The sequence below is a fragment of the Pseudomonas sp. Y5-11 genome (genome assembly GCF_022368695.1).
GTDB classification, from domain to species: domain Bacteria; phylum Pseudomonadota; class Gammaproteobacteria; order Pseudomonadales; family Pseudomonadaceae; genus Aquipseudomonas; species Aquipseudomonas parakoreensis.
In genome coordinates this window covers 5,340,701-5,362,454 of the sequence record NZ_CP058974.1, presented here as the reverse complement: position 1 = coordinate 5,362,454, position 21,754 = coordinate 5,340,701, and the positions used below count along the sequence as shown (strand labels likewise).

22 protein-coding genes are annotated in these 21,754 nt (G+C 62.6%); 10 read left to right on the top strand and 12 right to left on the bottom strand.

Going from position 1 to position 21,754, the window contains the following annotated elements:
* Positions 1–8 precede the first annotated feature (8 nt).
* Genes HXW87_RS23970 through HXW87_RS23960 form a run of 3 tightly spaced genes read right to left on the bottom strand, consistent with a single transcriptional unit; the run spans position 9 to position 998 of the window.
* A complete protein-coding gene (locus HXW87_RS23970; protein ID WP_023103906.1) occupies positions 9–368 on the bottom strand; it encodes a TIGR03745 family integrating conjugative element membrane protein in 360 nt (119 codons plus the stop codon).
* A 16-nt stretch (positions 369–384) separates the two neighbouring features.
* Positions 385–618 (bottom strand): TIGR03758 family integrating conjugative element protein, encoded by a 234-nt coding sequence (locus HXW87_RS23965; protein WP_009459672.1) that lies wholly within the window; start codon positions 616–618, stop codon positions 385–387.
* A complete protein-coding gene (locus HXW87_RS23960) occupies positions 615–998 on the bottom strand; it encodes an RAQPRD family integrative conjugative element protein (protein ID WP_023465080.1) in 384 nt (127 codons plus the stop codon). Before HXW87_RS23960 ends, HXW87_RS23965 begins: the two co-directional genes overlap by 4 nt.
* Before the next feature lie 213 nt (positions 999–1,211).
* On the opposite strand from HXW87_RS23960, the gene HXW87_RS23955 reads away from it, so the two are divergent.
* From HXW87_RS23955 to HXW87_RS23920, 8 genes are all read left to right on the top strand, one after another.
* Complete coding sequence (locus tag HXW87_RS23955; RefSeq protein WP_043156233.1) at positions 1,212–1,679, top strand: helix-turn-helix domain-containing protein; 468 nt, start codon at positions 1,212–1,214, stop codon at positions 1,677–1,679.
* The gene (locus tag HXW87_RS23950) at positions 1,676–2,251 is read left to right on the top strand and encodes a PIN domain-containing protein (protein WP_100773622.1); all 576 of its coding nucleotides are present in this window, start codon (positions 1,676–1,678) and stop codon (positions 2,249–2,251) included. Before HXW87_RS23955 ends, HXW87_RS23950 begins: the two co-directional genes overlap by 4 nt.
* Positions 2,252–2,268: 17 nt before the next feature.
* Complete coding sequence (locus HXW87_RS23945; protein WP_100773621.1) at positions 2,269–3,183, top strand: AAA family ATPase; 915 nt, start codon at positions 2,269–2,271, stop codon at positions 3,181–3,183.
* On the top strand, positions 3,180–3,650 hold the full coding sequence (locus tag HXW87_RS23940; RefSeq protein ID WP_100773620.1) for a hypothetical protein: 471 nt from the start codon (positions 3,180–3,182) through the stop codon (positions 3,648–3,650). Before HXW87_RS23945 ends, HXW87_RS23940 begins: the two co-directional genes overlap by 4 nt.
* On the top strand, positions 3,647–4,147 hold the full coding sequence (gene cap7, locus HXW87_RS23935) for a type III CBASS phage resistance system CD-NTase-associated protein Cap7 (protein WP_100773619.1): 501 nt from the start codon (positions 3,647–3,649) through the stop codon (positions 4,145–4,147). The genes HXW87_RS23940 and cap7 overlap by 4 nt, the downstream gene beginning before the upstream one ends.
* A complete protein-coding gene (locus tag HXW87_RS23930) occupies positions 4,147–5,049 on the top strand; it encodes a CBASS oligonucleotide cyclase (RefSeq protein ID WP_100773618.1) in 903 nt (300 codons plus the stop codon). The genes cap7 and HXW87_RS23930 overlap by 1 nt, the downstream gene beginning before the upstream one ends.
* A gap of 36 nt (positions 5,050–5,085) precedes the next feature.
* On the top strand, positions 5,086–5,811 hold the full coding sequence (gene nucC / locus HXW87_RS23925) for a CBASS effector endonuclease NucC (RefSeq protein WP_100773617.1): 726 nt from the start codon (positions 5,086–5,088) through the stop codon (positions 5,809–5,811).
* Positions 5,812–6,001: 190 nt separating this feature from the next.
* On the top strand, positions 6,002–8,626 hold the full coding sequence (locus HXW87_RS23920; RefSeq protein ID WP_100773616.1) for an AAA family ATPase: 2,625 nt from the start codon (positions 6,002–6,004) through the stop codon (positions 8,624–8,626).
* 5 nt (positions 8,627–8,631) lie between these two features.
* Here the strand turns inward: HXW87_RS23920 and HXW87_RS23915 are convergent, their stop codons facing one another.
* Genes HXW87_RS23915 through HXW87_RS23885 form a run of 7 tightly spaced genes read right to left on the bottom strand, consistent with a single transcriptional unit; the run spans position 8,632 to position 14,666 of the window.
* Positions 8,632–9,381: a TIGR03747 family integrating conjugative element membrane protein gene (locus tag HXW87_RS23915; protein ID WP_100773615.1), complete on the bottom strand. Its 750-nt coding sequence runs from the start codon at positions 9,379–9,381 to the stop codon at positions 8,632–8,634.
* Complete coding sequence (traD, locus tag HXW87_RS23910) at positions 9,378–11,567, bottom strand: type IV conjugative transfer system coupling protein TraD (RefSeq protein WP_100773614.1); 2,190 nt, start codon at positions 11,565–11,567, stop codon at positions 9,378–9,380. The genes HXW87_RS23915 and traD overlap by 4 nt, the downstream gene beginning before the upstream one ends.
* Before the next feature lie 4 nt (positions 11,568–11,571).
* Positions 11,572–12,120, bottom strand: coding sequence for an integrating conjugative element protein (locus HXW87_RS23905; protein WP_100773613.1), 549 nt, complete (start codon positions 12,118–12,120; stop codon positions 11,572–11,574).
* Positions 12,117–12,707, bottom strand: coding sequence for a transglycosylase SLT domain-containing protein (locus tag HXW87_RS23900; protein WP_100773612.1), 591 nt, complete (start codon positions 12,705–12,707; stop codon positions 12,117–12,119). Before HXW87_RS23900 ends, HXW87_RS23905 begins: the two co-directional genes overlap by 4 nt.
* Positions 12,689–13,414: a TIGR03759 family integrating conjugative element protein gene (locus tag HXW87_RS23895; protein WP_100773611.1), complete on the bottom strand. Its 726-nt coding sequence runs from the start codon at positions 13,412–13,414 to the stop codon at positions 12,689–12,691. Before HXW87_RS23895 ends, HXW87_RS23900 begins: the two co-directional genes overlap by 19 nt.
* 14 nt (positions 13,415–13,428) lie before the next feature.
* On the bottom strand, positions 13,429–14,070 hold the full coding sequence (locus HXW87_RS23890) for a hypothetical protein (RefSeq protein ID WP_100773610.1): 642 nt from the start codon (positions 14,068–14,070) through the stop codon (positions 13,429–13,431).
* On the bottom strand, positions 14,067–14,666 hold the full coding sequence (locus tag HXW87_RS23885; protein ID WP_100773663.1) for a PilL N-terminal domain-containing protein: 600 nt from the start codon (positions 14,664–14,666) through the stop codon (positions 14,067–14,069). The genes HXW87_RS23890 and HXW87_RS23885 overlap by 4 nt, the downstream gene beginning before the upstream one ends.
* A 243-nt stretch (positions 14,667–14,909) precedes the next feature.
* On the opposite strand from HXW87_RS23885, the gene HXW87_RS23880 reads away from it, so the two are divergent.
* Entirely contained in the window at positions 14,910–16,676 is a 1,767-nt protein-coding gene (locus tag HXW87_RS23880) for an AAA family ATPase (RefSeq protein WP_196996634.1), read from the top strand.
* Positions 16,663–18,477, top strand: coding sequence for an ATP-dependent helicase (locus HXW87_RS23875; protein ID WP_023106345.1), 1,815 nt, complete (start codon positions 16,663–16,665; stop codon positions 18,475–18,477). Before HXW87_RS23880 ends, HXW87_RS23875 begins: the two co-directional genes overlap by 14 nt.
* A gap of 66 nt (positions 18,478–18,543) precedes the next feature.
* Here HXW87_RS23875 and HXW87_RS23870 read toward each other — a convergent pair whose 3' ends face one another.
* Together HXW87_RS23870 and HXW87_RS23865 are read right to left on the bottom strand one after the other, a co-directional pair.
* Positions 18,544–19,323: a competence protein CoiA family protein gene (locus tag HXW87_RS23870; RefSeq protein WP_172606998.1), complete on the bottom strand. Its 780-nt coding sequence runs from the start codon at positions 19,321–19,323 to the stop codon at positions 18,544–18,546.
* 138 nt (positions 19,324–19,461) lie between these two features.
* Positions 19,462–21,741, bottom strand: coding sequence for a helicase-related protein (locus HXW87_RS23865; protein ID WP_239777887.1), 2,280 nt, complete (start codon positions 21,739–21,741; stop codon positions 19,462–19,464).
* Positions 21,742–21,754 lie beyond the last annotated feature (13 nt).

Genomic DNA, 21,754 nt, shown 5'->3' with positions numbered 1-21,754 from the left:
GCCTCGCCTTACAGGATGCCGGTGGCTTCGGTGAGCAGCCAGATGCCGATCACGAGCAGGACGGCGCCGATGGCGACCGTGAGGCCGAACTGGCCCCACGTCTTGCGGCCTGTGTGGATTTCCGCGTAGGTCCCGTAAGCGTGGTAGCACACGCCGATGAACATCGACGCCACCACCAGCAGGGCTACGAGCATGATGATGTCGTAGCCGTAGTTGCGGATCGTTTCCATGATGCCGTTGCCCGTGCCGCGGGTCGGGTTCTCCAATTGCGGCAGACCCTGCGCGAACGACAGCACGGGCAGCGCAGCGGCGCCCAGGGCCACGGCGGCGCGCTGGGCAAGACGGGAATTGAGGATGCGGTTTTGCATGGTCATGCCTTTCAGGTCAGGAGAGGAGGAAGAAAGTCAGGACGAGGTACATCGCGACGAATCGGATGCAGACGCCGAGGAACTGGCGCTGGTTGAGGCGGCTCTCGGACCACCCCACGTAGGCCGTTCGCATGGCCCAGACGCCCCAGACGAGCAGGACCGCGAACACGACGCCGACCAGGACGGTCGCCATCGCTGAAGGTGCGATGCCGCTGTTGGCTTGAAATGCCGAGACCTGGGCGCCGTTCATGGCTTGCCCTCCGCGGTCGTCGGCGGTGATGGCGGGACGACCCGCTCCGTGCGGTAGTCGCCGGCCAATTCGGACGGGTCGCGCGGCTGGGCGCGCGACGGTGTGAGATGGGCCTGGATGCCGGCGCGCACGCGCGCCAGGTCAGCCAGCAGCCTCGGGTAGTCGAAGTGGTAGCGCTCGCCCGGCTGGATGGGGGCATGCGCGGCGCTGTCGGCGACCGTGCGCTCCAGCGCGTCGAGTTGGCGCAGCGCTGCGACCAGCTCCTGACGCTGCGCTGGGGACTCGGCCAAGGCCATCGAGGACTGGCCCAACACAAGGGCCGTCACGAGAAAAGTGGGCACGCCGCGATGCGCGGCGCGCAGCCAGATCGGAGCCAACATCGCGCCATTCCTGTGTGATCAGCAATGGCCAGATCCTGGAGATCAGCGGTGTTTTAGGCCGCAAACAATCCGAACTGGCTCGTTCCCCTATTGAAGCGGAGGCGAATGACGGCGGCCGAACGGTCGGGATCGGTGCCCCGTTTCGTTTATTGCGCTTTTCGTTTATTTCGACTAAGATACGACTCGCAACCCGTTTTCGCCCAGGAGATACCCATGACCGTTACTGCCCAATCCAAGATGACTCTGCCCGCCGAGGGTGAGGTGAAGGCAGCCGTGCAGGGGCAACGCGCCTTGGCTGCCTACCTCGCGACGCAGTTTGAAACTCAGCACATCCAGATTTTCGATGACCAGAAGCAGGCACACCAAGTCGAGCTGCCGACCTCGGCTTTGCGTTTGTTGGTGGACATCTTGGCCGAACTGGCCGACGGCAATGCTGTGAAGGTGGTGCCTGTCCATGCCGAGCTGACAACACAGGAGGCCGCGGACCTGCTCAACGTGTCCCGTCCGCATTTCGTCAAGCTGCTCGAAGATGGGGTGTTGGCGTTTCATCGGACTGGCAAGCACCGCCGGGTGAGGTTTGCCGACCTGATGCAGTACAAGGAGGCGCGTGAGCGCGCCAGCGAGCAGGCGATGGCTGAACTCACACAGCAGTCGCAAGAGTTGGGAATGGGGTACGAATGAGGCATTCCCCCTTCACGGCCGTCTACGACGCATGCGTTCTCTATCCCGCTCCGCTGCGGGACTTCCTGATGTGGCTGGGGCTGTCCGGTCGGTTCCGAGCGCGTTGGAGCCAAACCATTCACGAGGAGTGGAAACGCAACCTGCTGATCAATCGGCCCGATCTCACCAGGGCGCAAGTTGACCGAACGTCTGACCTGATGGATCGTGCCATCCCCGATGGATTGGTAGAAGGGTACGAATCGCTCGCGGCCGGTCTGACCTTGCCAGATCCGGACGACCGCCACGTGCTGGCCGCCGCCATTCGCTGTGGGGCGAGTGTGATCGTGACATTCAACCAGCGAGATTTCCCGAATGAGCTGCTGGCGCCCTACGGCGTCGAATCGCAGCATCCGGATGAGTTCGTGGACAACTTGCTGGATCTGGATGCGGCTGCAGTCGTCTCGGCCGCACAGCGCCAGCGCGCCCAACTGAGGAACCCGACGATCGACGTCGATCGCTATCTCGATATCTTGCTGCGCCAAGGCCTGGTCCAGACCACCAAGGTGCTTGCCGGCTACCGCACTATCCTCTGACCTGTTGAGACACACGGATGACTAAGAATCCCCCGACGGATGTATCCCTGCCGAAAGGCATCCACCGAAGCTGGAAGCTGCCGGACGCCTCGCTGGGTGCGCTGTGGGATTCCATCGTGATGGACGAGGCACGCAAGAAGCAACTGCTCTCTCAGGCGATCGTCAACTTCACGGTACGACCCAAGGTGGACCGCACGGTGTTGCCGCTGCATGGTGTGATTCTGCTGGTGGGACCACCGGGAACGGGTAAGACATCATTGGCGCGCGGCCTGGCGCACCGTGTGGCGGAATCGTTCCCTTCGGGGAAGTTTCGTTTGCTTGAAGTCGATCCTCATACGCTGACCAGCTCTGCGATGGGCAAGACACAGCGCGCAGTGGCGGAACTCTTCTCGCAATCGATTGCCGAAGCTGCCGCGGTGGGGCCTACCATCGTGCTGCTCGACGAAGTCGAGACCCTTGCAGCGGACCGATCGAAGCTCAGCCTGGAGGCCAATCCCGTCGACGTCCATCGTGCGACAGACGCGGTGCTGGTTCAGTTGGACATCCTTGCCGAGCAACACCCCCATCTGTTGTTCGTGGCCACCAGTAATTTCCCGCAAGCGGTCGACAGCGCCTTCATGTCTCGTTGCGACATGGTGATGGAGGTGCCGTTGCCGGGCAAAGAGGCATGCAAGCAGATACTCATTGAGTGTTTGAAGGGGCTGGCCAAGACCTTTCCGCACATCGGCAAAATTGCCTCGGGGGCCCCGTTCGACGCTTGCGCCGGCGAATGCGTGGGGCTGGACGGCCGCGCCATCCGTAAAGTGGTGGCAAACGCGCTTGCCGCAGATCCCCATGTGGCGGTCGATCCCAATAAATTGTCGATCGATCATCTGCGCAGTGCGATCGGCCAAGCCAAGCAAGCGCGTCTTCAAGGAGGAAAGCAACGATGACCACTGTCGTCAGTCGAACGTTCCGAAGCAGCCCGCATCGCGATGCGTTGCAAACCTGGGACGCTATTGTTGAGCTGCTCACACAGGGTAAAGAGAGTGCCGCTCGCACGGAACTCAAAGCGGTAGCAGGAGTAGCGGCTAGCCTGATCACCGATCAGGCACCCAAGGGGGCGCCCATCGTGGCGACCTGTGACGGGCCACGAACCCGTATCTACTGCCTTTTTGACGAGGATGCCATCGATGGCAGCGATGCCAGCGAAGACGCGCTGGGTTTCGAACCGCTGAAGGGCGACTGGGCGGTGTCTCTGCCGTGCCCGAAGGACGAACTCACCTGGGTTCAGGCGTCTCTGAAAAAGCACGGCACACGCATCACTGCGAGGGACATGACCCAGGGCATCGCCACCGACGAACGGTCTGCCAGTGCACAGGCGCTTTCGCTCGACCTTGGAGGGTTCCTCAAGTCATGAGTACCGTCGCCACCTACTCGTACACGCATTCGGTCACCTATGTGACGGACAACATCCTCAAGAGTCTCAAGGACATCATTCGGCTCAGTGGTCTGGATCCCGAGTACTTCGCCGATCGATGGGAGAGCAACACGCGCGCGATCAAGACCTGGCTCGGAACTGGCGATCTGCGAAAAGTCATCCTGGAGGTCTACGACCCAGCGACAGACAAGCTAGTCACTCGATGGGACATTGACATCGTGTACGGCTGGTCGGATGAAGACGGCAGCTTCTGGACGGATACCGAACAATTGAAATACGCGATCAAGAAGGCTGGACTGCTGCCTTCGCAGGCCAAGTACAAGCTCTTGCTCGACACGAAGCCAGAACGTCCAGATGTGGACGGCTGGAGCAAGGGTAGCTACCGGTCAACCGATGGGATGGTCAAGCAGAGCCTCGGCTCGACCGTCGAACACAGTGGCCTAGCGGGGCAGGCCGGATATTGGAGGCAGCGCTGATGCTATCGATCGATGAAGCTTTCCGGAAGTTCAAATCGCGCCTTGAACTCAACGAGCGCGAACAGAAGAACGCCTCGCAGCGCCAGAATGAAGTGCGGGACTACCTGCAGACCAAGTTCGGGATTGCCCGCAGCTTCTTGACTGGCTCCTATGCGCGGTACACAAAGACCAAGCCTCTGAAAGACATCGACATCTTCTTCGTGCTGAAGGATTCGGAGAAGCACTATCACGGCAAGGCCGCGTCTGTCGTGCTGGATGACTTTCATGCGGCGTTGGTCGAAAAGTATGGTGCTGCTGCCGTCCGCAAGCAGGCGCGTTCGATCAACGTTGACTTCGGCGTGCACATCGACGCTGAAGACAATACTGACTACCGCGTGGTCAGTGTGGATGCCGTGCCGGCATTCGACACGGGAAGCGAATATGAGATCCCCGACTCGGCTTCCGGAAAATGGATCAAGACGGATCCTGAAATCCACAAGGAGAAAGCAACGGCGGCGCATCAGGCCTACGGGAACGAGTGGAAGGGTCTCGTGCGCATGGTGAAGTACTGGAACAACAATCCCAAGCACGGTACTGACAAGCCGGTAAAGCCATCTTTCCTCATTGAGGTCATGGCACTGGAATGCCTCTACGGTGGCTGGGGAGGCTCGTTCGATCGCGAGATCCAGTCGTTCTTCGCCACGCTCGCAGACCGCGTCCACGACGAGTGGCCTGATCCTGCAGGTCTGGGTCCGGCGATCAGCAACGACATGGACGCCGCACGCAAGCAGCGAGCGCAGGAATTGCTGGCTCAAGCAAGTCGTGACGCAGCAGTTGCCATCGACCATAGCCGGCGGGGACGTAACCTTGAAGCGCTTCGTGCCTGGCGCACGCTTTTTGGACCGAAGTTTCCATTGTCCTGAGTCCCCGGTTCTCCCACCATCCAATCGAGGTAGAGCATGTCTCAATGGTCGCTTTCCCAACTGCTGTCGTCGTTGCATGACGATATCCAGCAGCGCCTGTCCGTGGTGCGCAAGAGCTTCGCGCATCCGGGCACGAAAGGCGATGCCAGTGAAAACGTCTGGATCAGCATGCTGGACACGTATCTTCCCAAACGATACCAAGCGGCCAAGGCGCACGTGGTGGACAGCTTGGGAAACTTCAGCCAGCAGATCGACGTCGTGGTGTTTGACCGGCAGTACTCGCCGTTCATTTTCACCTACGAGAACGAGACGATCATCCCTGCCGAAAGCGTGTATGCCGTGTTCGAGGCCAAGCAAACCGCTGATGCCGCGTTGGTCGCTTATGCGCAGGAGAAGGTGGCCAGCGTGCGCAGGTTGCACCGCACGAGCCTGCCTATCCCTCATGCCGGTGGGACTTATCCGGCCAAACCGCTCATTCCGATACTCGGCGGCCTGCTCACCTTCGAGAGCGAATGGAGTCCCGCCCTGGGACCCTCGATGGATAAGGCACTGAAAGCCGAGTTGGCCGATGGGCGTCTTGACGTCGGTTGCGTCGCCGCCCATGGACACTTCTTTCACGACCCTGCCACTGGAAACTACAGCTACATCAACGAAAACAAGCCGGCCACGGCGTTTCTGTTCAAGCTGATCGCCCAGCTCCAGTTCAGTGGAACCGTTCCCATGATCGACGTGGAAGCCTATGGTCAGTGGCTGACGAATTGACGGCGCGGTCAGTGGGTGTTGGCGGACTGTAATTTATGAAGGCTGAGTGCTTAATCATGGACTACCGTGCGCGCTGAACGACAGCACGCCATGAAGATATAGGCCGCGATCATCAGGCGACTGAGTTGTAGACGGCAGATAACAACACCAAGACGCGACTCAGAGCGTCTGTCTGTGTAGAGGGGACTGCATGGCAAGCATTCATTCGGAGTACCACCGTTTCCTGGCGCACCTGGCCCAGCGACAGGTGCATGACGACGTGCGCCGACTCGCGCGCTTGGTACTCGACCACCTGCACCCTCTTTCCGAGGTAGGCGCTGCACGACGCGGTCGATCCACGCGCCTCGCACCGCTGGCTGTCGAGCATCTGGCGCAGACACCCGCCGCATTCGATGCAGAGGCGGGTGGCCCCGAAGCCGGGCCGGCCCTCGGGAGATTGCATCAGCTCGACGTCGGGCCGTTTCGGGGCTTCATGCGTCAGGAGACATTCGACCTTAGCCATGACATCACCCTGGTCTACGGTGCGAACGGCACTGGTAAGAGCAGCTTCTGCGAGGCACTGGAAATTGCCATGCTCGGCTCAATCAGCGAGGCGCAAGTCAAGCGGGTCGACCAACGGACCTACTGCAACAACGCTCGCCTGCGCCGTCATGTCGCGCCTGTCCTATCGTCCCGGGATGTAGACCGGCCTCAGGCCGTCCAGCCGGACGAAGCTGAATACCGCTTCTGCTTCATCGAGAAGAACCGCCTAGACGACTTTGCGCGCATCGCCGCACGTACGCCGGGCGACCAGCGGCAGCTGATCGCAACCCTGTTCGGCGTGGACCAGTTCAGCGAATTCGTGCGGGGCTTCAACCCCTCGCTCGATCAGGACCTGATGCTCGCCGGTGTCCAAGCCGCGCAGCTGGCACAGCGCCGCGTACAGTTGGCAAACTCCGAGCAGACGATCGCCGGCTATCCGCAGAAGATTGCTGCGGTCGAGGCGCTGGAGCAGGCCTTGGCGCAGCGCATTTCGCCTGGCGCGACCTACCAGGCCTGCGTCGACTGGCTGCTCGGTACACCGCAGCAACAAGGGCGGCTGCCTTACGTCCAGGCACAACTGGACGCCAACCCGCCTGCCATTTATGAAGTGACGCAGGCCCGTCTGCAGGCGTTGCTAGCAGAGGCCTACCGGATCCAGGGACTGTGGCAGGCGTCCTCCGGACAGCTTGCCGCCCGCGCCGGGGAGGTGTCATACGCGAAGCTCTACGAGGCCGTGTTGGCGCTGGCGGATGGGGCGACGGGTTGCCCGGCCTGTGGAACCGCACTAGCCGCCGTGGCGCAGGATCCGTTCGCCAAGGCGCGCGCAGGCCTGGAGCAGCTCGCGCAACTGGCTGCCCTCCAACAGCAGGAGACCGGACATCGCACGCAGTTGAGCGAGGCGGTCCGAGTCCTGTGGGAGGAGATGCGGCGCGTGGTGACGGCGGGGGCCGTTGCCTGTCCGGCCGAATCACAGGGTGCTGGCTTGCCGCTGCTGCCTCCCACTGCGGCCGGCAACTGGCTTGGTGCCTGGGTCGATGGAGATCGGCGTGCCTGGAACGCTCTGCTGCGCATCGCCGAGATCATTGAAGGAATCGACGCGCAGGCGCGGGAAGTGAATGCCCAGCGCGGCGCATTGGCACAGGAGCGAGATGGCCTACAGCAGCACCAGTTGGAGGTCGAACGACTGCGCACCATGCGGGGGGCGGCCGATCAGGATCTGGCCACTGCCCGCCGGACCGTCGCCCAGTTCGACGAGGCGAACCGCGAACTGATCGAGGCCGTTGCTGCGGAAGTGGCGGTGGTGGCGCACCATCAGCGGGTCAAGGTTGCCTACGACGGCTTTTTGCCCGAGATTCAGGCCTACCTTGCCGCACTTCCAGGTGTGCTGCTCCAAGGGCTGGGAGAACAAGCGCGCCAGCTCTACAACGCATTCAACCGGGCCGATCCGCCCGGCGATCTGCTGCACGCGCTGTGGCTGCCAGTGGCCGAGAACGGCAAGATCGAGGTGGAGTTCGCCGGGGAGCCAGGCACACGCTATGACGCGCTGATCGTGTTCAGCGAGGGGCACATCAAGTGCCTCGGCCTGGCGATACTGCTCGCCAAAAACATCGCGCAGGGTTGTCCCGTCGTCATCTTTGATGACGTCGTCAATGCGATCGACGATGACCACCGCGACGGCATTTGGCGTACCTTCTTCGAGAATGGCCTGCTCGACGGCAAGCAGGTCATCCTCACCTCGCACGCCGAGGAATTCCTGCATCGCATCCAGCAGGAGCTGGGCGCCCGGCGCGCTGGCGCCATCAAGCGCTACAAGTTCCTTCCTCACCAGGGGGAGCACGAGCTTCGCGTCGACAGTGATCCGCCCACGAAGAACTATGTCCTGCTGGCGCAGCAGGCGTTGGCGGCCGATGAGAAGCGTGAGGCGCTGCGGCAGGCCCGTCCTGCGTTGGAGAGCCTGACGGACCGTCTCTGGACATGGCTGGGACGTCGCGCCGATGGTCGAATCGAGATCAAGCTTGGTGGTCCTCGTTCGCCGTGGGAGCTGAACAACAAGTGCGCCAAGTTGCGGTCGGCGGTTGATCGGATCGCGGCGCAGCACCCCGGCGCGCCGCAGGCGGTGGCGGCCCTCGTTGCTCTGCTCAATGTCAGCGGTACAAGCATCGAGTGGGGTTACCTCAATAGCGGCGTGCACGATTCGCAGCGTGATCACGAGTTCGACCGCACCACCGTGAGGGTCGTTGTCGAATCGGTCGCAGCCCTGGATGCCGCTCTGGATGTCTTGCAGAGACGCTGAATGCCTTAAAGGTACTTCTTGAAGCTGCCTGCGGTCAGGCTGACGGCCAGTCCCAGTAACGCGGCGCTGGGTAGCAGGATCAGCAGTGGATGCACGGAGATCGGCAGCGCCAGGTACGTGACCCAGGGCAGCACGGCCAGCGGCATGAGGCTCGCCTTTGCGCGATGGTAGATGAAGCCGGATTCCCGGCCCGCGCCGAACCGGCGCACGTCGCGCCGCACCAGGCCGTCGATCAGGCCGACGAATGCCGCGGTGAAGATCAGTGGCAGCGTGAGCACCAGGACCAGCAGGCGCACTAGGAAGGTCAGCGTCGTGAAGGCCGCGGCGATCAGGTAGCTCTCGGCCCAGACATAGACTTGGCTGATGTAGTAGCGGAAGTTACGCGCCTGCTCGTGGCTGGGCGCGCGGACGCGCTCGGCGGTCTGGCTCATGCGCTCCAGCAGCCCCGAGCGAACGAACACCCATTCGTAGCCTGTATCCACCAACTCGTGCGCCGTGCGCCCCGGCTCCTGCACGACTACGCTGCGCGTGAAGTGGCTGGATAGGTGCCCAAGCTCGTACTGCAACATCTGCTGGGAATGGCGCCAGCCCTGGTCCTTCCAGAACAGGTGCATGCCGACGCACTCCACCACGATCGAGAACAACAGCGAGCCGATCAGCACCCCGAGCAGGCGAAACGGCAAGGTGATGGTGCCGACGATCAAACCCTGGCGCTGGTTCTGCTCCCGCTGCGCGGTCGAGGCGGTGTCCTTCATGGTGCGGCCTCGTCGGCACTGTGGTCGGTGTCGGTGGCCACCGCCGTAGGCTCGGCCGGAGCAGCATCATCCAGCAGGTCATCGGGCAAGGCCGCATCCTGCAATGCCGAGGAACTGGTGAACTCCCACCACTGCGTGGCCTCGCTGTAGCTCTGGCGCATGTACCCGGCCAGTTGTTGCAGGTCCGCCGGCATCACTTCATCCGGGTCTGGTATCGGCAGCGGCATGCGAACCTTCCAAAGCTGGCCGCCCTGCAGCAGCGCGAAGCACTGGCCTTTTGGCAGGCCGACTACGTGCGATGGCTCGATCATGGGCACGCTGGACATGCTGATGCGGTCCTGGGTGTTCGACGTGAAATCCGTCGCGCCGCGGATGTCCGAGCTGTCAGTTGCCCCTGAGACGATGGTGGTGGTATAGACCTCGACCTTCGGCAACTGCCGCGTCAGCAGTTCGGCGGTGGCCGTCTCGCGCACGCGCAGCATGAACAGGTTGTTGAAGTTGCCGATCACCTGGCCAGCTTTCGCGCGGTTGCCGATACGGGCCTCGATGTCTGAGAGGGTCTGCGTGTACGCGGTGACTTGCAGCCCGGCGCCGCCGCCCTTGTTGATAAGCGGCACGAATTCGTCACCCATGAGTTCATTGAATTCATCTGCATGGACGTTGATTGGCACGCGCGCGCCAGCCGAAGCGTCCGGCAGGCCATCGTCGATCCCGTGCTTGTAGATATGGCCCGCGACCGAAACCAGGTCGGAAAACATGGAGTTGCCGACCGCAGCGGCAACCTCGGCGTCGGACAGTGCGTCCAGTCCCACATAGACGATGGCGCGCTTCCTGATGACTTGCATCCAATCGAAGATCGGGCGCGGGTCGGTCAGGTCGGAGTAGTTCGGTGCCAGGAGCTGCGCGATCTTGCCGCTGGTGAGCTTTTCCAACAACGGCAGCAACGATGCGACGATCTTGTCGAAGTAGGTCTTGTCGTACCGAACTGCGGAGCGCAGGCCGTCGAGCACCGGGTCGTAGTTGCGCGCCTGGGAGAGGTACTGCTCCAGCGCGACCACGCGCTTCTCGCGCCCGATCATGTTGCGCGGGATGTTCTTCTCGTTGAGCTTGGCCTCGATCTGGACGATCACCTCCCAGGCCTTGGGCTCGGTCTTGGCAAAGAAATGCTGAGCGTACTCGATAAACAGCGCATCGATGTTGATGACGTGGCGCTGGATCAGCATGTAGTCCGGGCGCTGCCCCAGTTCCACCAAAGCGCGGGCAATGATGTTGACGAAGCGCCACGCGAACTCCCGGAAGGCCGCGCTGTTGCCTTCACCGGAGAGTTGCCCTGCGATACGGGTGGCGACTTCCGAGATGCGACCGAAGCGTCCTACCGCGTTGTAGCGGGCGCTGATTTCCGGCCAACCGAGATGGAAGATGTAGAACTCGCCTTCACGGCCTGCGCGCTGCGCTTCGACGTACATCCGCTTCAGGAGATCCGCGTCTCCCTTGGGATCGATAACGATCACGACTTCGTGCTCGCCGGCAGCGTTCTTGCGGCGGATGTCCTGGGTCACGAACAGCTCGGCCAGCCGCGTCTTGCCCACGCGCGTGGTGCCCAGCACCAGCGAGTGCCCAACGCGCTCGCCGAGCGGCAGGCTGACGTCCACCTCGTCGGGTTCAATGCCGTGCAGGCGCGGCAGGCCACCTACAGGTGGCAGCGGGCGCACCGGGTTGGAAGGAATGTCCCAGCCCGTGAGAGCGGAGAGCCGGGACAGCGGGAACGGCGCGAACTCCAGCCGTTCCTCCAGGCGCCGCGCAAGCCGGTAGGCCGGCGTCGGCTCGACGTAGCGGCGGAATTCCGGCCGGTACGTCTGCATCAGCCTATGGGTGTGCTTCTGCTCCCAGAGGAACCCGCGCCCCACGAACAGACGCTGCTGGCTGACCGGCACGTCCTTGCTGGTCATCACGTAGCGCGGCAGGCGGCGGATGTTGCGCCGGTAGCGCAGGATGACGCGAGCGTCGCGGTAGCGGATCGCGCCGTAAGCGCCGAATGCCAAGGCGCTGCCGACACCCATCTCCGGGTTTAGCGCGAGCGCCCACGGGGCCACCAGGGACAGAAACGCGGCGCCTGCACATGCCGCGACGGTATATAGCTCCACCGCTGGGCGAAGCAAAACCTCGACCGGCTGTTTCCCCGACATGGCTTCATTGCTCGATGCCGGTGGCCGTGACTAGCGCCGGGTAGTGCCGCAGGCCCAAGCGCTCGGCCAAGTCGTCGCCGGACACGGGTGCGAGGGGGACGCCGGGCACCAGTGCGCGCAGCCGTTCCAGGCCCTGAACGGTCTCGACGTTGACCACCAGACCGACCGCGCCGCGCTCGCGCAATGAGGCTGCATGGCGGTGCACCCAGGCCTGGGAAGCCTCGTCGTCGCCCACGACTACGAAGGGACGCAGGCCTGGGGCCTCGATCACCCGCCGCGCGACGGTGCCGGGCGTGAGCTTGGTGCTGCGCACCGGCAGCATCGCGGCCTCGTCCGCCGGCGTGGCCGAGATCTGAGGCGTCGGGATCGGCGACCGGGCCGGAGCGTTGGCGCGCGGCTGGAGGTTCAGGGTTTCGTAGTACGGTAGCGCCGACGTGCCGCCACGGTCTTCGACCACGATCAGAGGATCGCCGGCACGCGAGACCAGCGGCAGACCAGCCAGCAGCACGAGCAGGCCCTTTGCCGCGAGATGGGCCAGATGGGATTTCGTCATGGGGAGGTCTCCTGGCGCGCGGCGAGGACCGCGGCGGTTGGGCGCGCGCCCTGCACGCGCGCGAGGTGGCGGGACACGCTGCGCCGATAGCGGGCGGCGGGCTCGCCACCCGCGGGGCGGTGGTAACGGCCGATCGCCACCAGCCAGTCCTCGCCGGGGGTGTGCTGTTCTTTCAGGATCTCGGCGGCGATGGCGAGATTGCGGTACGGGTCGAGCAAGTCGCACGCGTTGGCGTAGCGCTGCTGGTGGTAGCCGAGGTTGATCTGGCCCAGGCCCGCGTCGATGCGCGTGTGCGGCGTGGAGCGCATGGCCTGCTGCAAACCGGCGCAGGCGTCGGCGCTGGTTGCATAGCGGCGCGATTGGCCGGCGACGTTGAGGGACCACGGCCACGGGACGATGCGCCCGTTGCGCCGGATGCCGCTCTCCTGCAAGGCCACGGCGTAAAGGACCGTCGAGGGGATGCCTGCGTGCCGGGCGGCGAGCTGGTAGGCCGGTGGCGGAACTTCCTGGGCACGGGCCGCGCAGGCGCAGAGACCAGCAGCGAGCACCAGTGCGCGCACCGGCGCCGTCAGGGTTGGCGCTGCCATTGGCCGTTCACTTCGCGCACGACCGCGGGCAAATCGCCGGGCAGGCCCAGCGACAGCCAGCGGCCGCCGTCGTGGTTGAGCGTGATGCTGCCGCTGCGCACCCGTGCCGCGTCGATCTGTGCGCGCTTGGCCCAGTCGCGGATGCGCGCGTCGTCCTGGCGGCTGCCGACCATGTACAAGTCGAACTCGGTACCTGAGGATTGCAGGCGCTGCACGAGCTGTCCGCAGGCTGCGCAGCCGTCCTTGACGAACACCGCCGTGCGACCAGAGCCGCGCGTGGCGCCTGCGACAGGCTTGTCGTCGGGCAGATTCACGCGCTGCATGCCGGGGTTCAGGCGCTGCCAGGCTTCGTCGTAGGCGCGCTGGTAGGCGAGCAGCTTCTCGACGCGACGCGCTTCGACCTGCACTTGCAGTTCTGCGTAGCGCCGCCGTTCTTCATCGGTGCGGGCCTCGATGCCCAAGGCCGATAGCGGGTCCAGGTTGGGCGAATAGATGCCCAGCGGCCCGTCCATCAGTTCACGGTAGCGCGCCCAATCCTGCGGTTGCAGTCCCCAGTTGCTTGCCACCCGGTCATCCAGGGTGCGGGCGACCAGCGGGCGCTCCTGGCTCTGCGCATTGCGGGCGGGAGCCGTGGCCGGCTGCTGCGCCCAGACGGGCAACTGGGCGGACGCCAGCAGGAGCGCGGAAAAGATGATCGACGGCTTCATGTGGTGTGCTCCGATCAGGGGATCGCCACGCGGCGGGTCTGGGCGCCGGCCTGGAACACCGCGGCGTTGCCCTCGATCGCCTGCAAGCGCCATGGGCCGACCGCATCACCGGGCAGCAGCACCTGAAGCTGGTCGGGCGTGAAGCCCCCGCTGCTCGGCGCGACGGACACGCTGCGATGGCCGGCGCGCAGCTCGGCGCCGACGACGCGGAACGGCAATGGCGGCGGTTCGGGCTTGGCGACGGGCCTAGTCGATGCGCGCGGCTGGGCGGGTGCTGCGGCCCGCGCAGTGGTCTGGCGTTCCTTGAACTGCTCGACCTCCGCGCGCAGCGCCTGAAGGTCATCGGCGGCGGCGTAGCCGCTCAGCGATTTCTCGACCTGGGCCGCGCGTGCTTCCAGGATTTGGCGGGTATCTTTGAGGTCCGCCGCCGTTGCGACGGCCGGAGGCTGCTGGATGGCCTGGATGGTTTCGGCCAGGCCCGCCGTCTGCGCTTCGAGGCGTTGCAGACGGAAATCGAGCCGTTCCTCGTCGGCCTGGTCGCTCATTGCCTGGTAGCCGAGGGCCACGATGACGCTGAGACCGAGCAGCCAGAGCCATAGAAGGCTCTGCACCACCACGGCGGCGGCCGGGCGCCGGGAAGACTGCGGGGCGTTCATGGCTGGCCTCCCGAAACCGAACGCTCCAGCGGGAACGTCTGCACCACCTCGACGGCGGGTGACTCGGATGCGGGTTCGATAGCCGCGCTGTCGCCGGGTCGCTCGAAGCAAATCTGCCGTACGCGATCATCCGCGTGCAGTTCCCAGGCCGGGCCAGCCAGTGTGAGCAGCGCATCGCGCAAGGTCATGGGGCCGAGGTGCAGGTGCGCCGCCGGCAGCGGCAGCGCATACAGCTCGATCACCGCGTGCGCCGTCTGGCACAGGCCGTAACCGCTGCGCTTGAGTACATGCCGCAACCCATCGCCGACGGTGGCGCGGGCATCTTCGGGCATGGATACGTCGATGGTCTGCAACAGCAGGTCCCGCTGCGCCGCCGTGGGCGCTAGCTCGACCAGCGTGTAGCGACCGTAGCGCACAACGGGGATGTACTCGGGAGTCTCCGGTTTGGGCGCGGCCGAGACTTCCTCGATGGCATCAGGCGCGGGCGGCGCAGTCGTCGTCGCGCAGCCGCCAGCCAGCACCGACCAGAGCAGGCCGAGGACTCCCGCCAGCAGGCGGCGTTCGGGATGGTGAAACCAAGGTGGAGAGGGGCACATAAGCTCGGCGTCCTGAAACATCGAGCCCTCACCATCGCCGCTAAGACCCGGGGCAGCAGCAAACAATGCGAACCACGCTGCGTCCGATTTACCGGCAGCGGTCTAGTCGAACAAAAGCGGCCTTGAGGGGGCCGTAACGGAAAAGCTCGGTCGCAGTCGGCGGATGGAGGCCGGCCGCTTGACTGCTACTATTTGTTAAAACACCAGTGGACGGGGGCGTAAATGAGGGTTTCTCGGGTCAGGTTGATCAATTTCGCCAATTTCTCGGATGTTGATGTCGAGACGGGGGAAAGTATCGTCATCGTGGGAGAGAACAAGGTTGGCAAGAGCAATTTCATTCGCGGCCTGCAGTTGATCCTTGATCCGGGCTTGTCTGAGCGCGATCGACAACTGGGGCTTGAACATTTCTGGGACGGACTTGGCGAAGACAAGGTTGGTGCGACCATTGAGATCTCTGTGGATCTAACGGACTTCACAAACGATCCCCGACTGATGGCTCACCTCAACGATTGCGTGATTGATCCTGGCCCACCCATGGTGGCCCGACTCACCTACCGCTTCCAGCCTAAGGTGGGCCTGGGACGCGCCCCGGAATCGTTGAAGGACTATGAGTATGTGATCTTCGGTGGCGACGATCCCGACATGCGTATCGGCGGCGCACTCCGCCGGATGTTGCCAATAGATGTTCAGGTAGCCCTGCGTGACGCTGAGAAGGACCTTGCGAGCTGGCGCAATTCGCCATTGAGGCCGCTCATTGAGGATCTTGCCGCATCGTTGGATGATGACGCCCGTGAGGAGATTCAGGATCAGGTCGACCAAGCACAGCGAGAGCTGGCTGGACACGAGGAAGTGGTAGCGACAGCAGAACGGATCAGCGAACGGCTGATCGCCATCGCTGGGGGGCAACATGCCGTTCCGGTATCGCTCGGACTTGCACCAACTAGAGTCGACGCGTTGCTGCGCAGCCTGCGGCTGCTGATCGACAATGGCGTACGCGGAGTCGGCGATGCCAGTTTAGGAACCGCGAACCTGATCTTCCTGGCGCTGAAGAGTCTCGAACTGGACCGCCTCGTTTCCGATGGAGAGCGCGACCACACCTTCTTCGTAGTCGAGGAGCCCGAAGCGCACCTGCACCCGCACGTGCAGCGTCTAATCTATCGTTACTTCCTTGGCACGGGGGCGGAAGATGGTGAGGAACAGCCACCGCTTACGACAATCCTCACAACCCACTCGCCACATATCGCAAGCGTTGCGCCGATCAGATCTATTGTCCTGCTGCGCCATGACACAGCGGAAGGCAAGACTGTCGCGGTCTCGACAGCAAACGCACCTTTCACGCAGCGGGATGAAGAGGATCTTCAGCGTTACATTGACGTCACTCGCGGCGAGATTTTCTTTTCTCGGGGGGTGATTCTGGTCGAAGGCGACGCCGAGCGCTTCATCGTTCCCGCGTTTGCCGAGGTACTCGATATTCCCCTCGATATGCTTGGAATCACTGTGTGCTCGGTGGGGGGGACTAACTTCACCCCGTATGTGAAGCTACTGGGCCCTGAAGGACTCAACATTCCCCATGTGATCCTGACGGACCGGGATCCAACCAATGGTAATCATCCATTGGTTCGCAGGCGGCTTATCAATGTCCTTGACGTGATTGAGGGCGGTGTCGATCACGAAAACTTGGATGCGGATGAAGTGATCGAGCTTGCCGAGCAGTACGGATACTTCGTCAACGAGAACACGTTGGAGCCCGAACTATTTGCAGGTGGACTGGCGCAGGACATGCAGGAGGTAATTCGGGAGGAACTGCCGCGATTAAGGAGAGAAACTCTGAATGCCTTGCAGCAGTGGGTGGACGATCCTGATCAGGTTGATGAAGACTGGCTGCTCAGATTGATCGAGAGGATCGGAAAGGGGAGGTTTGCGCAGGCACTTGCACCGTCGGTGTCACAGGACGTTTGTCCGGCTTACATTCGTTCCGCTCTGGAGCATATCCGCGATGCCGTCGCGTAACGTCGGTACAGCCTACCTGGCGCAGGCTGCCGAACTGGCTGGGAATCCGGGTCAGTTGGCAGCCTACAACTCTCAAGGACATTGTGTGGTACTAGCCGGTCCCGGGAGCGGTAAGACCAAGACACTCGTCCTAAAGCTCGCCCGCATCCTAGCCGAAGACGTCGAGGCCCCTCGTGGCGTTGCGTGCATCACATATAGCCAGGAGTGCGCTCGCGAACTCGCTCGCCGAATTGAAAGCTTGGGACTTCAGCAGGCACCTAATCTTTTCATTGGTACGGTCCATGGGTTCTGTCTGCGTCATCTCTTGATGCCGTATGGACGCCTGGCCGGCCTGCCCATATCTTTCCCACTTTCGGTGGCCACTCAACGAGTCAGTGATCGGTTGTTGAAGCAAACTGGAGATGCGCTTTTCGGCCAGAACCATCCGTACAAAGTTATTGACCTTGGGCGGCATCGCCGTTCCGTGCTCAATCGAAATAGCGTCGCTTGGCGTAGCGAGGAGGAACTCGCTGCCTGGGCCGAGGCCTACGAGGCCGCTCTGCGCGACGAGGGGCTGATTGACTACGATGACATGGTTGTCTTCGGCCAACGTCTGATCGCCGAGCACGACTGGGTACTACCTCTGGTTCAGGCAAAATTCCCCGTGCTCGCGGTGGATGAGTACCAGGATTTAGGTGTAGCACTGCATCGCATCGTCAAACGCCTTGCCTTCGACGGGGGTGTCCGACTTTTCGCTGTCGGGGATGCGGATCAGTCGATATATGGATTTACGGGAGCTGATGGCGCGTTGCTCATGGAATTGGCGGCTCGCAGAGACATTGAGCCTGTCCAGCTTCAATTAAATTACCGTTCTGGTGCAGGGATCGTGACTGCGTCAGAGATGGCGCTTGGAGAAGCCCGAGGCTATCAAGCGAGCGATCCTGCGCGACAAACGACCATCGAATTTGTCCTGCGCCCGGGTGGTATGGCGGACCAGGCTGCGCACGCCGTCGCGCAGATCATTCCGGCGGCCTTAGCCTCCAAGCCGGGACGAACACTGGGCGATATCGCGATCCTATACAAAGACTATCGCGCAGGCGATATCGTGGCTGAAGCTGTGGCAACCGGCGGTCTCGATTACATCCGTGTGGATACCGCAGCACCTTACCGCAAGGTTGCCCTAACAAGTTGGGTAGAAGACTGTGCGGCGTGGTGCGCGGGTGGCTGGCGTGTCGGACGCCCACAATTGCGTGGACTACTCGACCGCTATCGCGCATTTCATCGGGCGAGCTTGGACGATTCACAGGCCAAGCGCGAAGAGCAAGAGCTAACCGCCTTGCTATGGGAGCTGCGCGCTGACCAGCAACCTGCGCGAGAATTTGTTGCTTCGCTGCGCAACGGTGTAGTGGATCATCTGCTGGCGGCTGAATTGGCGCTCGCTGATCAGAAGGAGCAACTGGATCGCATGACGGCAGCGCTCGCCGAAGGCGGTGCACTGGCTTCGCTAGACATCACTAGTTTGGGCGGTCGGGACGGTTCGCCCGATCACCTGAATCTGCTGACACTGCATTCCGCAAAGGGCTGTGAGTACGACGTCGTCATCATGGTTGGACTCGACCTCGGAAATCTGCCGTGGCGCAATGAAACTCCAGAGAAGTTGCGCGAAAGTCGCCGGCTCTTCTATGTGGGACTCACACGTGCTCGCGACGAGGTCCACATGCTGTATTCGGGCTTCGTTGATGGCCGCTATGGCCCTATGCGCTTTGGGCGCTCGCCATTCCTTGATGAGCTGGAGGCGCGAATGCGTGCCGCTGGCATTTGAGTGTGAACCAGGGAATCTGGAGTGTCGGTGCTGCGTCGGCGCATGTCGAGCAACACCACAGTCGAGCTACATCTTTGCAGCCAAGCGATTGGCTGCAAAACGCTCGCGCGAGAGTCTGGCGGCGTTATTCATCGAGTCTAGGTTATCGATACACCATAGACCGTTGATGCAAAGAAAGCGCTCACTAAGCACTGCTTCAAGTATGTTTGGAAGGGTTGCGTTGAAGAATCCGGCACCCTTGACCGTTGGGGCCGGATCTAGCTCAAGCATCGCGACCGGCAGGTCAGAAAGGCACGGGCCGAAGTGGCCGGCCGAAGGGAACTTGCCCCCAAACTCGGTGCGCAGACGCTCCTTTCCCATGCTCTTGGTGAGTGTGCTATATCGCTCCTGCCGCAGCAACCAAAGAGACTTGATGCCCGCCTCGCGGTACCGCTCTTGGCGTTTACGGTAGTCACGGAGCGACTGATACGATCTTTGGATCTCGACAGCCAACCTAACCCCATTGCGCTCACCCCAGACATCAGCCTGCCAGCGACCTGCATCACCCGAACCCGGCATTTCAACCGAGGCACGGCATCCAAGATCTTCAAGCACGCTGCGCACAAGTATCTTGGCCGCCAGGTGCCATTGGCTTTCTTCGGAAGTACTGCACGCACCTCCTAGATGCGCGAAGAAGGGGTACCCATTAGCACTAACCTTGGGAATCGCTGGAGCGTTGCAGCAAGGCATCAGCAGATCACCGACGCAGTACGCCCGTTGCAACTCTTCCCACTGCGCCTGAGACATATGCAGTGCGTTGGCTGCACCAGTACCATCTGCATATGCTGCTTCGATCACCATAGCCATAGTGCCTCCTTGAATCTCGGTATTGTCTAATCAGTTTAGCCTTCCCCGCGCTGGGAGCGGGGCGGTGATCGAATCCTCCGAGCAGCAATTTCCTAGAAAAATGCCGGCACCCCCGAAAGGATGCCGGCAGACAGCAGATCACGCAGTTACCAATTGCCGGGCCAATGCGACCTCCACGGAATCACCATCCTGGTTCAGGACATCGAGCCCCGATTCGGGTACATCGCCCGAAGTGGACTGCGAGACCATGATCTTCTTGGCCATCAGCTCCAGGCAGGTCATCTGCGAGGAGCCGGCGTAGCCCAGGTAGATCACGCGCACGGACAGCTTCTGCCCGATACGCCAAGAGCGGCGTGCCGCCTGCTGGAGCGAATACACGTTGTAGCCCGACTGCATGAACACGATCGTCGGAAACTCCAACAGGTCCAATCCCGTCTTGACAAGCTCCGGATTGGTGATGAGCACGTCGATACCACGGTCCAACTGCTCGGCGATCCAGTCCTCGCGGCGGCTGGCATCCACGCTTGCGCGCAGTACCGCCACTTTGAAGCCTTCCTGCTCCAGCAATACCTTCAACCGGCTAGTCGTGTCGCGCGTGCCGGTATAGACGGTGTAGGCTAGAACCTTGCGGCCCTGTGCTTTCTCTTCCCTGCAGATGTCGATCAGCTCACGCTCCTTGGGGCTGATCTCGAACTCGTTGAACTGAGCCGGGACAAACGCCAGGGTGTTGCGCGTACGCGGATGCACAACGGTCTCCGACCGGAAGCAGCAATCCGGCCAGGCCAGCAGCACATTGAGGACTACACCGAGCAAGGTAGTATCGCGTCGCGCCAGAGCCTGTTTCAGCTCCGCGGTCAGCCGACCTGCCAGGTCGCGGTAGGCCGCGGCTTGCGCCACGTCCATCTGGACTTCACGAAACTCCTCGTCATACGGCGGCAGGACGTTGCCGCCGATGTCCTTGAGCTTGAGGAAAATCGTGAACGGCAGGATGCAGCGCAAGACGCCTTTCGGCCCGAAGCCGGGAGCCTTGACTGTGCGCACCGATACCTTGGTGCCCTTGGCCGTCTTGTGCGCCGTGCCGGTGCTCTCGGAGTAGATGTCCTTCAAGACCCCGTGATCGCGCATGAACGCCATCGCGGCCGAGGTCATGCTGCCGCTCGTGGTCGGGCGGTAGCCGTCTTCGATCATTCGCCCAGGCAGGGCTCGGAACAGCAGGTAGAACAGATCATCGCCATAGCCGCCCATCAGCGTGCCGGTCAGCAGCAAGGTCTTGCGAGCCTTCGCCGCCAGCACGCCCATGGCCTGGCCCTGGGCGCTGCCACCGTTCTTGTACTCGTGCGCCTCGTCGGCGATGAGCAGGTCGAACGTGCCTTGCGGCAGGTAGCGCTTGATGAACTCGGACGGTTGATAGCCGCCCTCGCCAAAGCCGAACTCCATGTTGGCCATCGCACGTTCCATGCGCGTGGCTTGACGGTCGGAAAACACCAGCTCGCCGTTGCCGTCCATGAGGTTGATGAACTCATGGATGTTGTCGCCCAGCATCGACGCCAGGAACCCGTCGCCGAACTTCTGCATCAGCTTCTGCGCGGTGACTTCCCCGATCGTCGGGATGCGCTTCAACGCTTTCAGCACGGCCGAGGACTGGTCGCTGCCGGACAGGCTGCGCGGGCGGATCAATGTCCACAGGGGCGCGGCGCAATGGCTGCACTTCCTGCGGTACTCCTCGGCTTCGAGCGCGACCGGGTTGACCGGCTCGCCGTCGAGGTCGGTGATGATCGTGCCGCAGTCAGGACACGCTGCCACGTCGCCATGGCGGGTGCGCCGCGTGGTGAAGACAGGCTTCCAGTGGAATCCCATCCGCATCCTGACGCGCCCCAGGACAAAGAACTCCTGGCCCGTGGGCTGCACACCCAACTGCTCGCGCAGCTTGATGAGCTTGACCAGCGTGTCCGGGCCGTTGAGCACCCAGACCTTGGCGCCTGCCACCGTCTCCTGGATCTCGCGCCGCCACTTGTAGACCAGGTGCGGTGGAGAAAGAACCAGGGTACGGCGATAGCCTTCGGCGTTGAGCACGGCGGCTGTGGCGATACCAACGGTCGTTTTGCCGCAACCCATCTCGCCGTTGACGATCGCGGCGTGTTCGCCACGGTCGATCAGCAGCTCGGCGGCGGCATGGACGACTTCGGCTTGGGCTTGGAATAGCTTGCGTTTGAGGCTGGCGACGACGAGTTGACGATGCGCCTGCGGCTGGCCGGTATAGACCGGCGGATTGGCGCTGTTGAGGGCGTCGAGCAGTTCGTCGCCGAACTCGCCGACAAAATCCTGAAGGCTCAGGGTCAGAGGATTGGATTCCGCGTCGAGCAGTTCGCCCTGTACGGGCGTGGCTTCGGCAGTAGTGTTTTCGAGATCGAGGGACATGGTGATGCTCCAA

Bases quoted from the DNA above. Each gene is read 5' to 3' on its own strand.
- HXW87_RS23970 (WP_023103906.1), bottom strand. From the start codon at position 368: ATGCAAAACCGCATCCTCAATTCCCGTCTTGCCCAGCGCGCCGCCGTG.
- HXW87_RS23965 (WP_009459672.1), bottom strand. From the start codon at position 618: ATGAACGGCGCCCAGGTCTCGGCATTTCAAGCCAACAGCGGCATCGCA.
- HXW87_RS23960 (WP_023465080.1), bottom strand. From the start codon at position 998: ATGTTGGCTCCGATCTGGCTGCGCGCCGCGCATCGCGGCGTGCCCACT.
- HXW87_RS23955 (WP_043156233.1), top strand. From the start codon at position 1,212: ATGACCGTTACTGCCCAATCCAAGATGACTCTGCCCGCCGAGGGTGAG.
- HXW87_RS23950 (WP_100773622.1), top strand. From the start codon at position 1,676: ATGAGGCATTCCCCCTTCACGGCCGTCTACGACGCATGCGTTCTCTAT.
- HXW87_RS23945 (WP_100773621.1), top strand. From the start codon at position 2,269: ATGACTAAGAATCCCCCGACGGATGTATCCCTGCCGAAAGGCATCCAC.
- HXW87_RS23940 (WP_100773620.1), top strand. From the start codon at position 3,180: ATGACCACTGTCGTCAGTCGAACGTTCCGAAGCAGCCCGCATCGCGAT.
- cap7 (WP_100773619.1), top strand. From the start codon at position 3,647: ATGAGTACCGTCGCCACCTACTCGTACACGCATTCGGTCACCTATGTG.
- HXW87_RS23930 (WP_100773618.1), top strand. From the start codon at position 4,147: ATGCTATCGATCGATGAAGCTTTCCGGAAGTTCAAATCGCGCCTTGAA.
- nucC (WP_100773617.1), top strand. From the start codon at position 5,086: ATGTCTCAATGGTCGCTTTCCCAACTGCTGTCGTCGTTGCATGACGAT.
- HXW87_RS23920 (WP_100773616.1), top strand. From the start codon at position 6,002: ATGGCAAGCATTCATTCGGAGTACCACCGTTTCCTGGCGCACCTGGCC.
- HXW87_RS23915 (WP_100773615.1), bottom strand. From the start codon at position 9,381: ATGAAGGACACCGCCTCGACCGCGCAGCGGGAGCAGAACCAGCGCCAG.
- traD (WP_100773614.1), bottom strand. From the start codon at position 11,567: ATGTCGGGGAAACAGCCGGTCGAGGTTTTGCTTCGCCCAGCGGTGGAG.
- HXW87_RS23905 (WP_100773613.1), bottom strand. From the start codon at position 12,120: ATGACGAAATCCCATCTGGCCCATCTCGCGGCAAAGGGCCTGCTCGTG.
- HXW87_RS23900 (WP_100773612.1), bottom strand. From the start codon at position 12,707: ATGGCAGCGCCAACCCTGACGGCGCCGGTGCGCGCACTGGTGCTCGCT.
- HXW87_RS23895 (WP_100773611.1), bottom strand. From the start codon at position 13,414: ATGAAGCCGTCGATCATCTTTTCCGCGCTCCTGCTGGCGTCCGCCCAG.
- HXW87_RS23890 (WP_100773610.1), bottom strand. From the start codon at position 14,070: ATGAACGCCCCGCAGTCTTCCCGGCGCCCGGCCGCCGCCGTGGTGGTG.
- HXW87_RS23885 (WP_100773663.1), bottom strand. From the start codon at position 14,666: ATGTGCCCCTCTCCACCTTGGTTTCACCATCCCGAACGCCGCCTGCTG.
- HXW87_RS23875 (WP_023106345.1), top strand. From the start codon at position 16,663: ATGCCGTCGCGTAACGTCGGTACAGCCTACCTGGCGCAGGCTGCCGAA.
- HXW87_RS23870 (WP_172606998.1), bottom strand. From the start codon at position 19,323: ATGGCTATGGTGATCGAAGCAGCATATGCAGATGGTACTGGTGCAGCC.
- HXW87_RS23865 (WP_239777887.1), bottom strand. From the start codon at position 21,741: ATGTCCCTCGATCTCGAAAACACTACTGCCGAAGCCACGCCCGTACAG.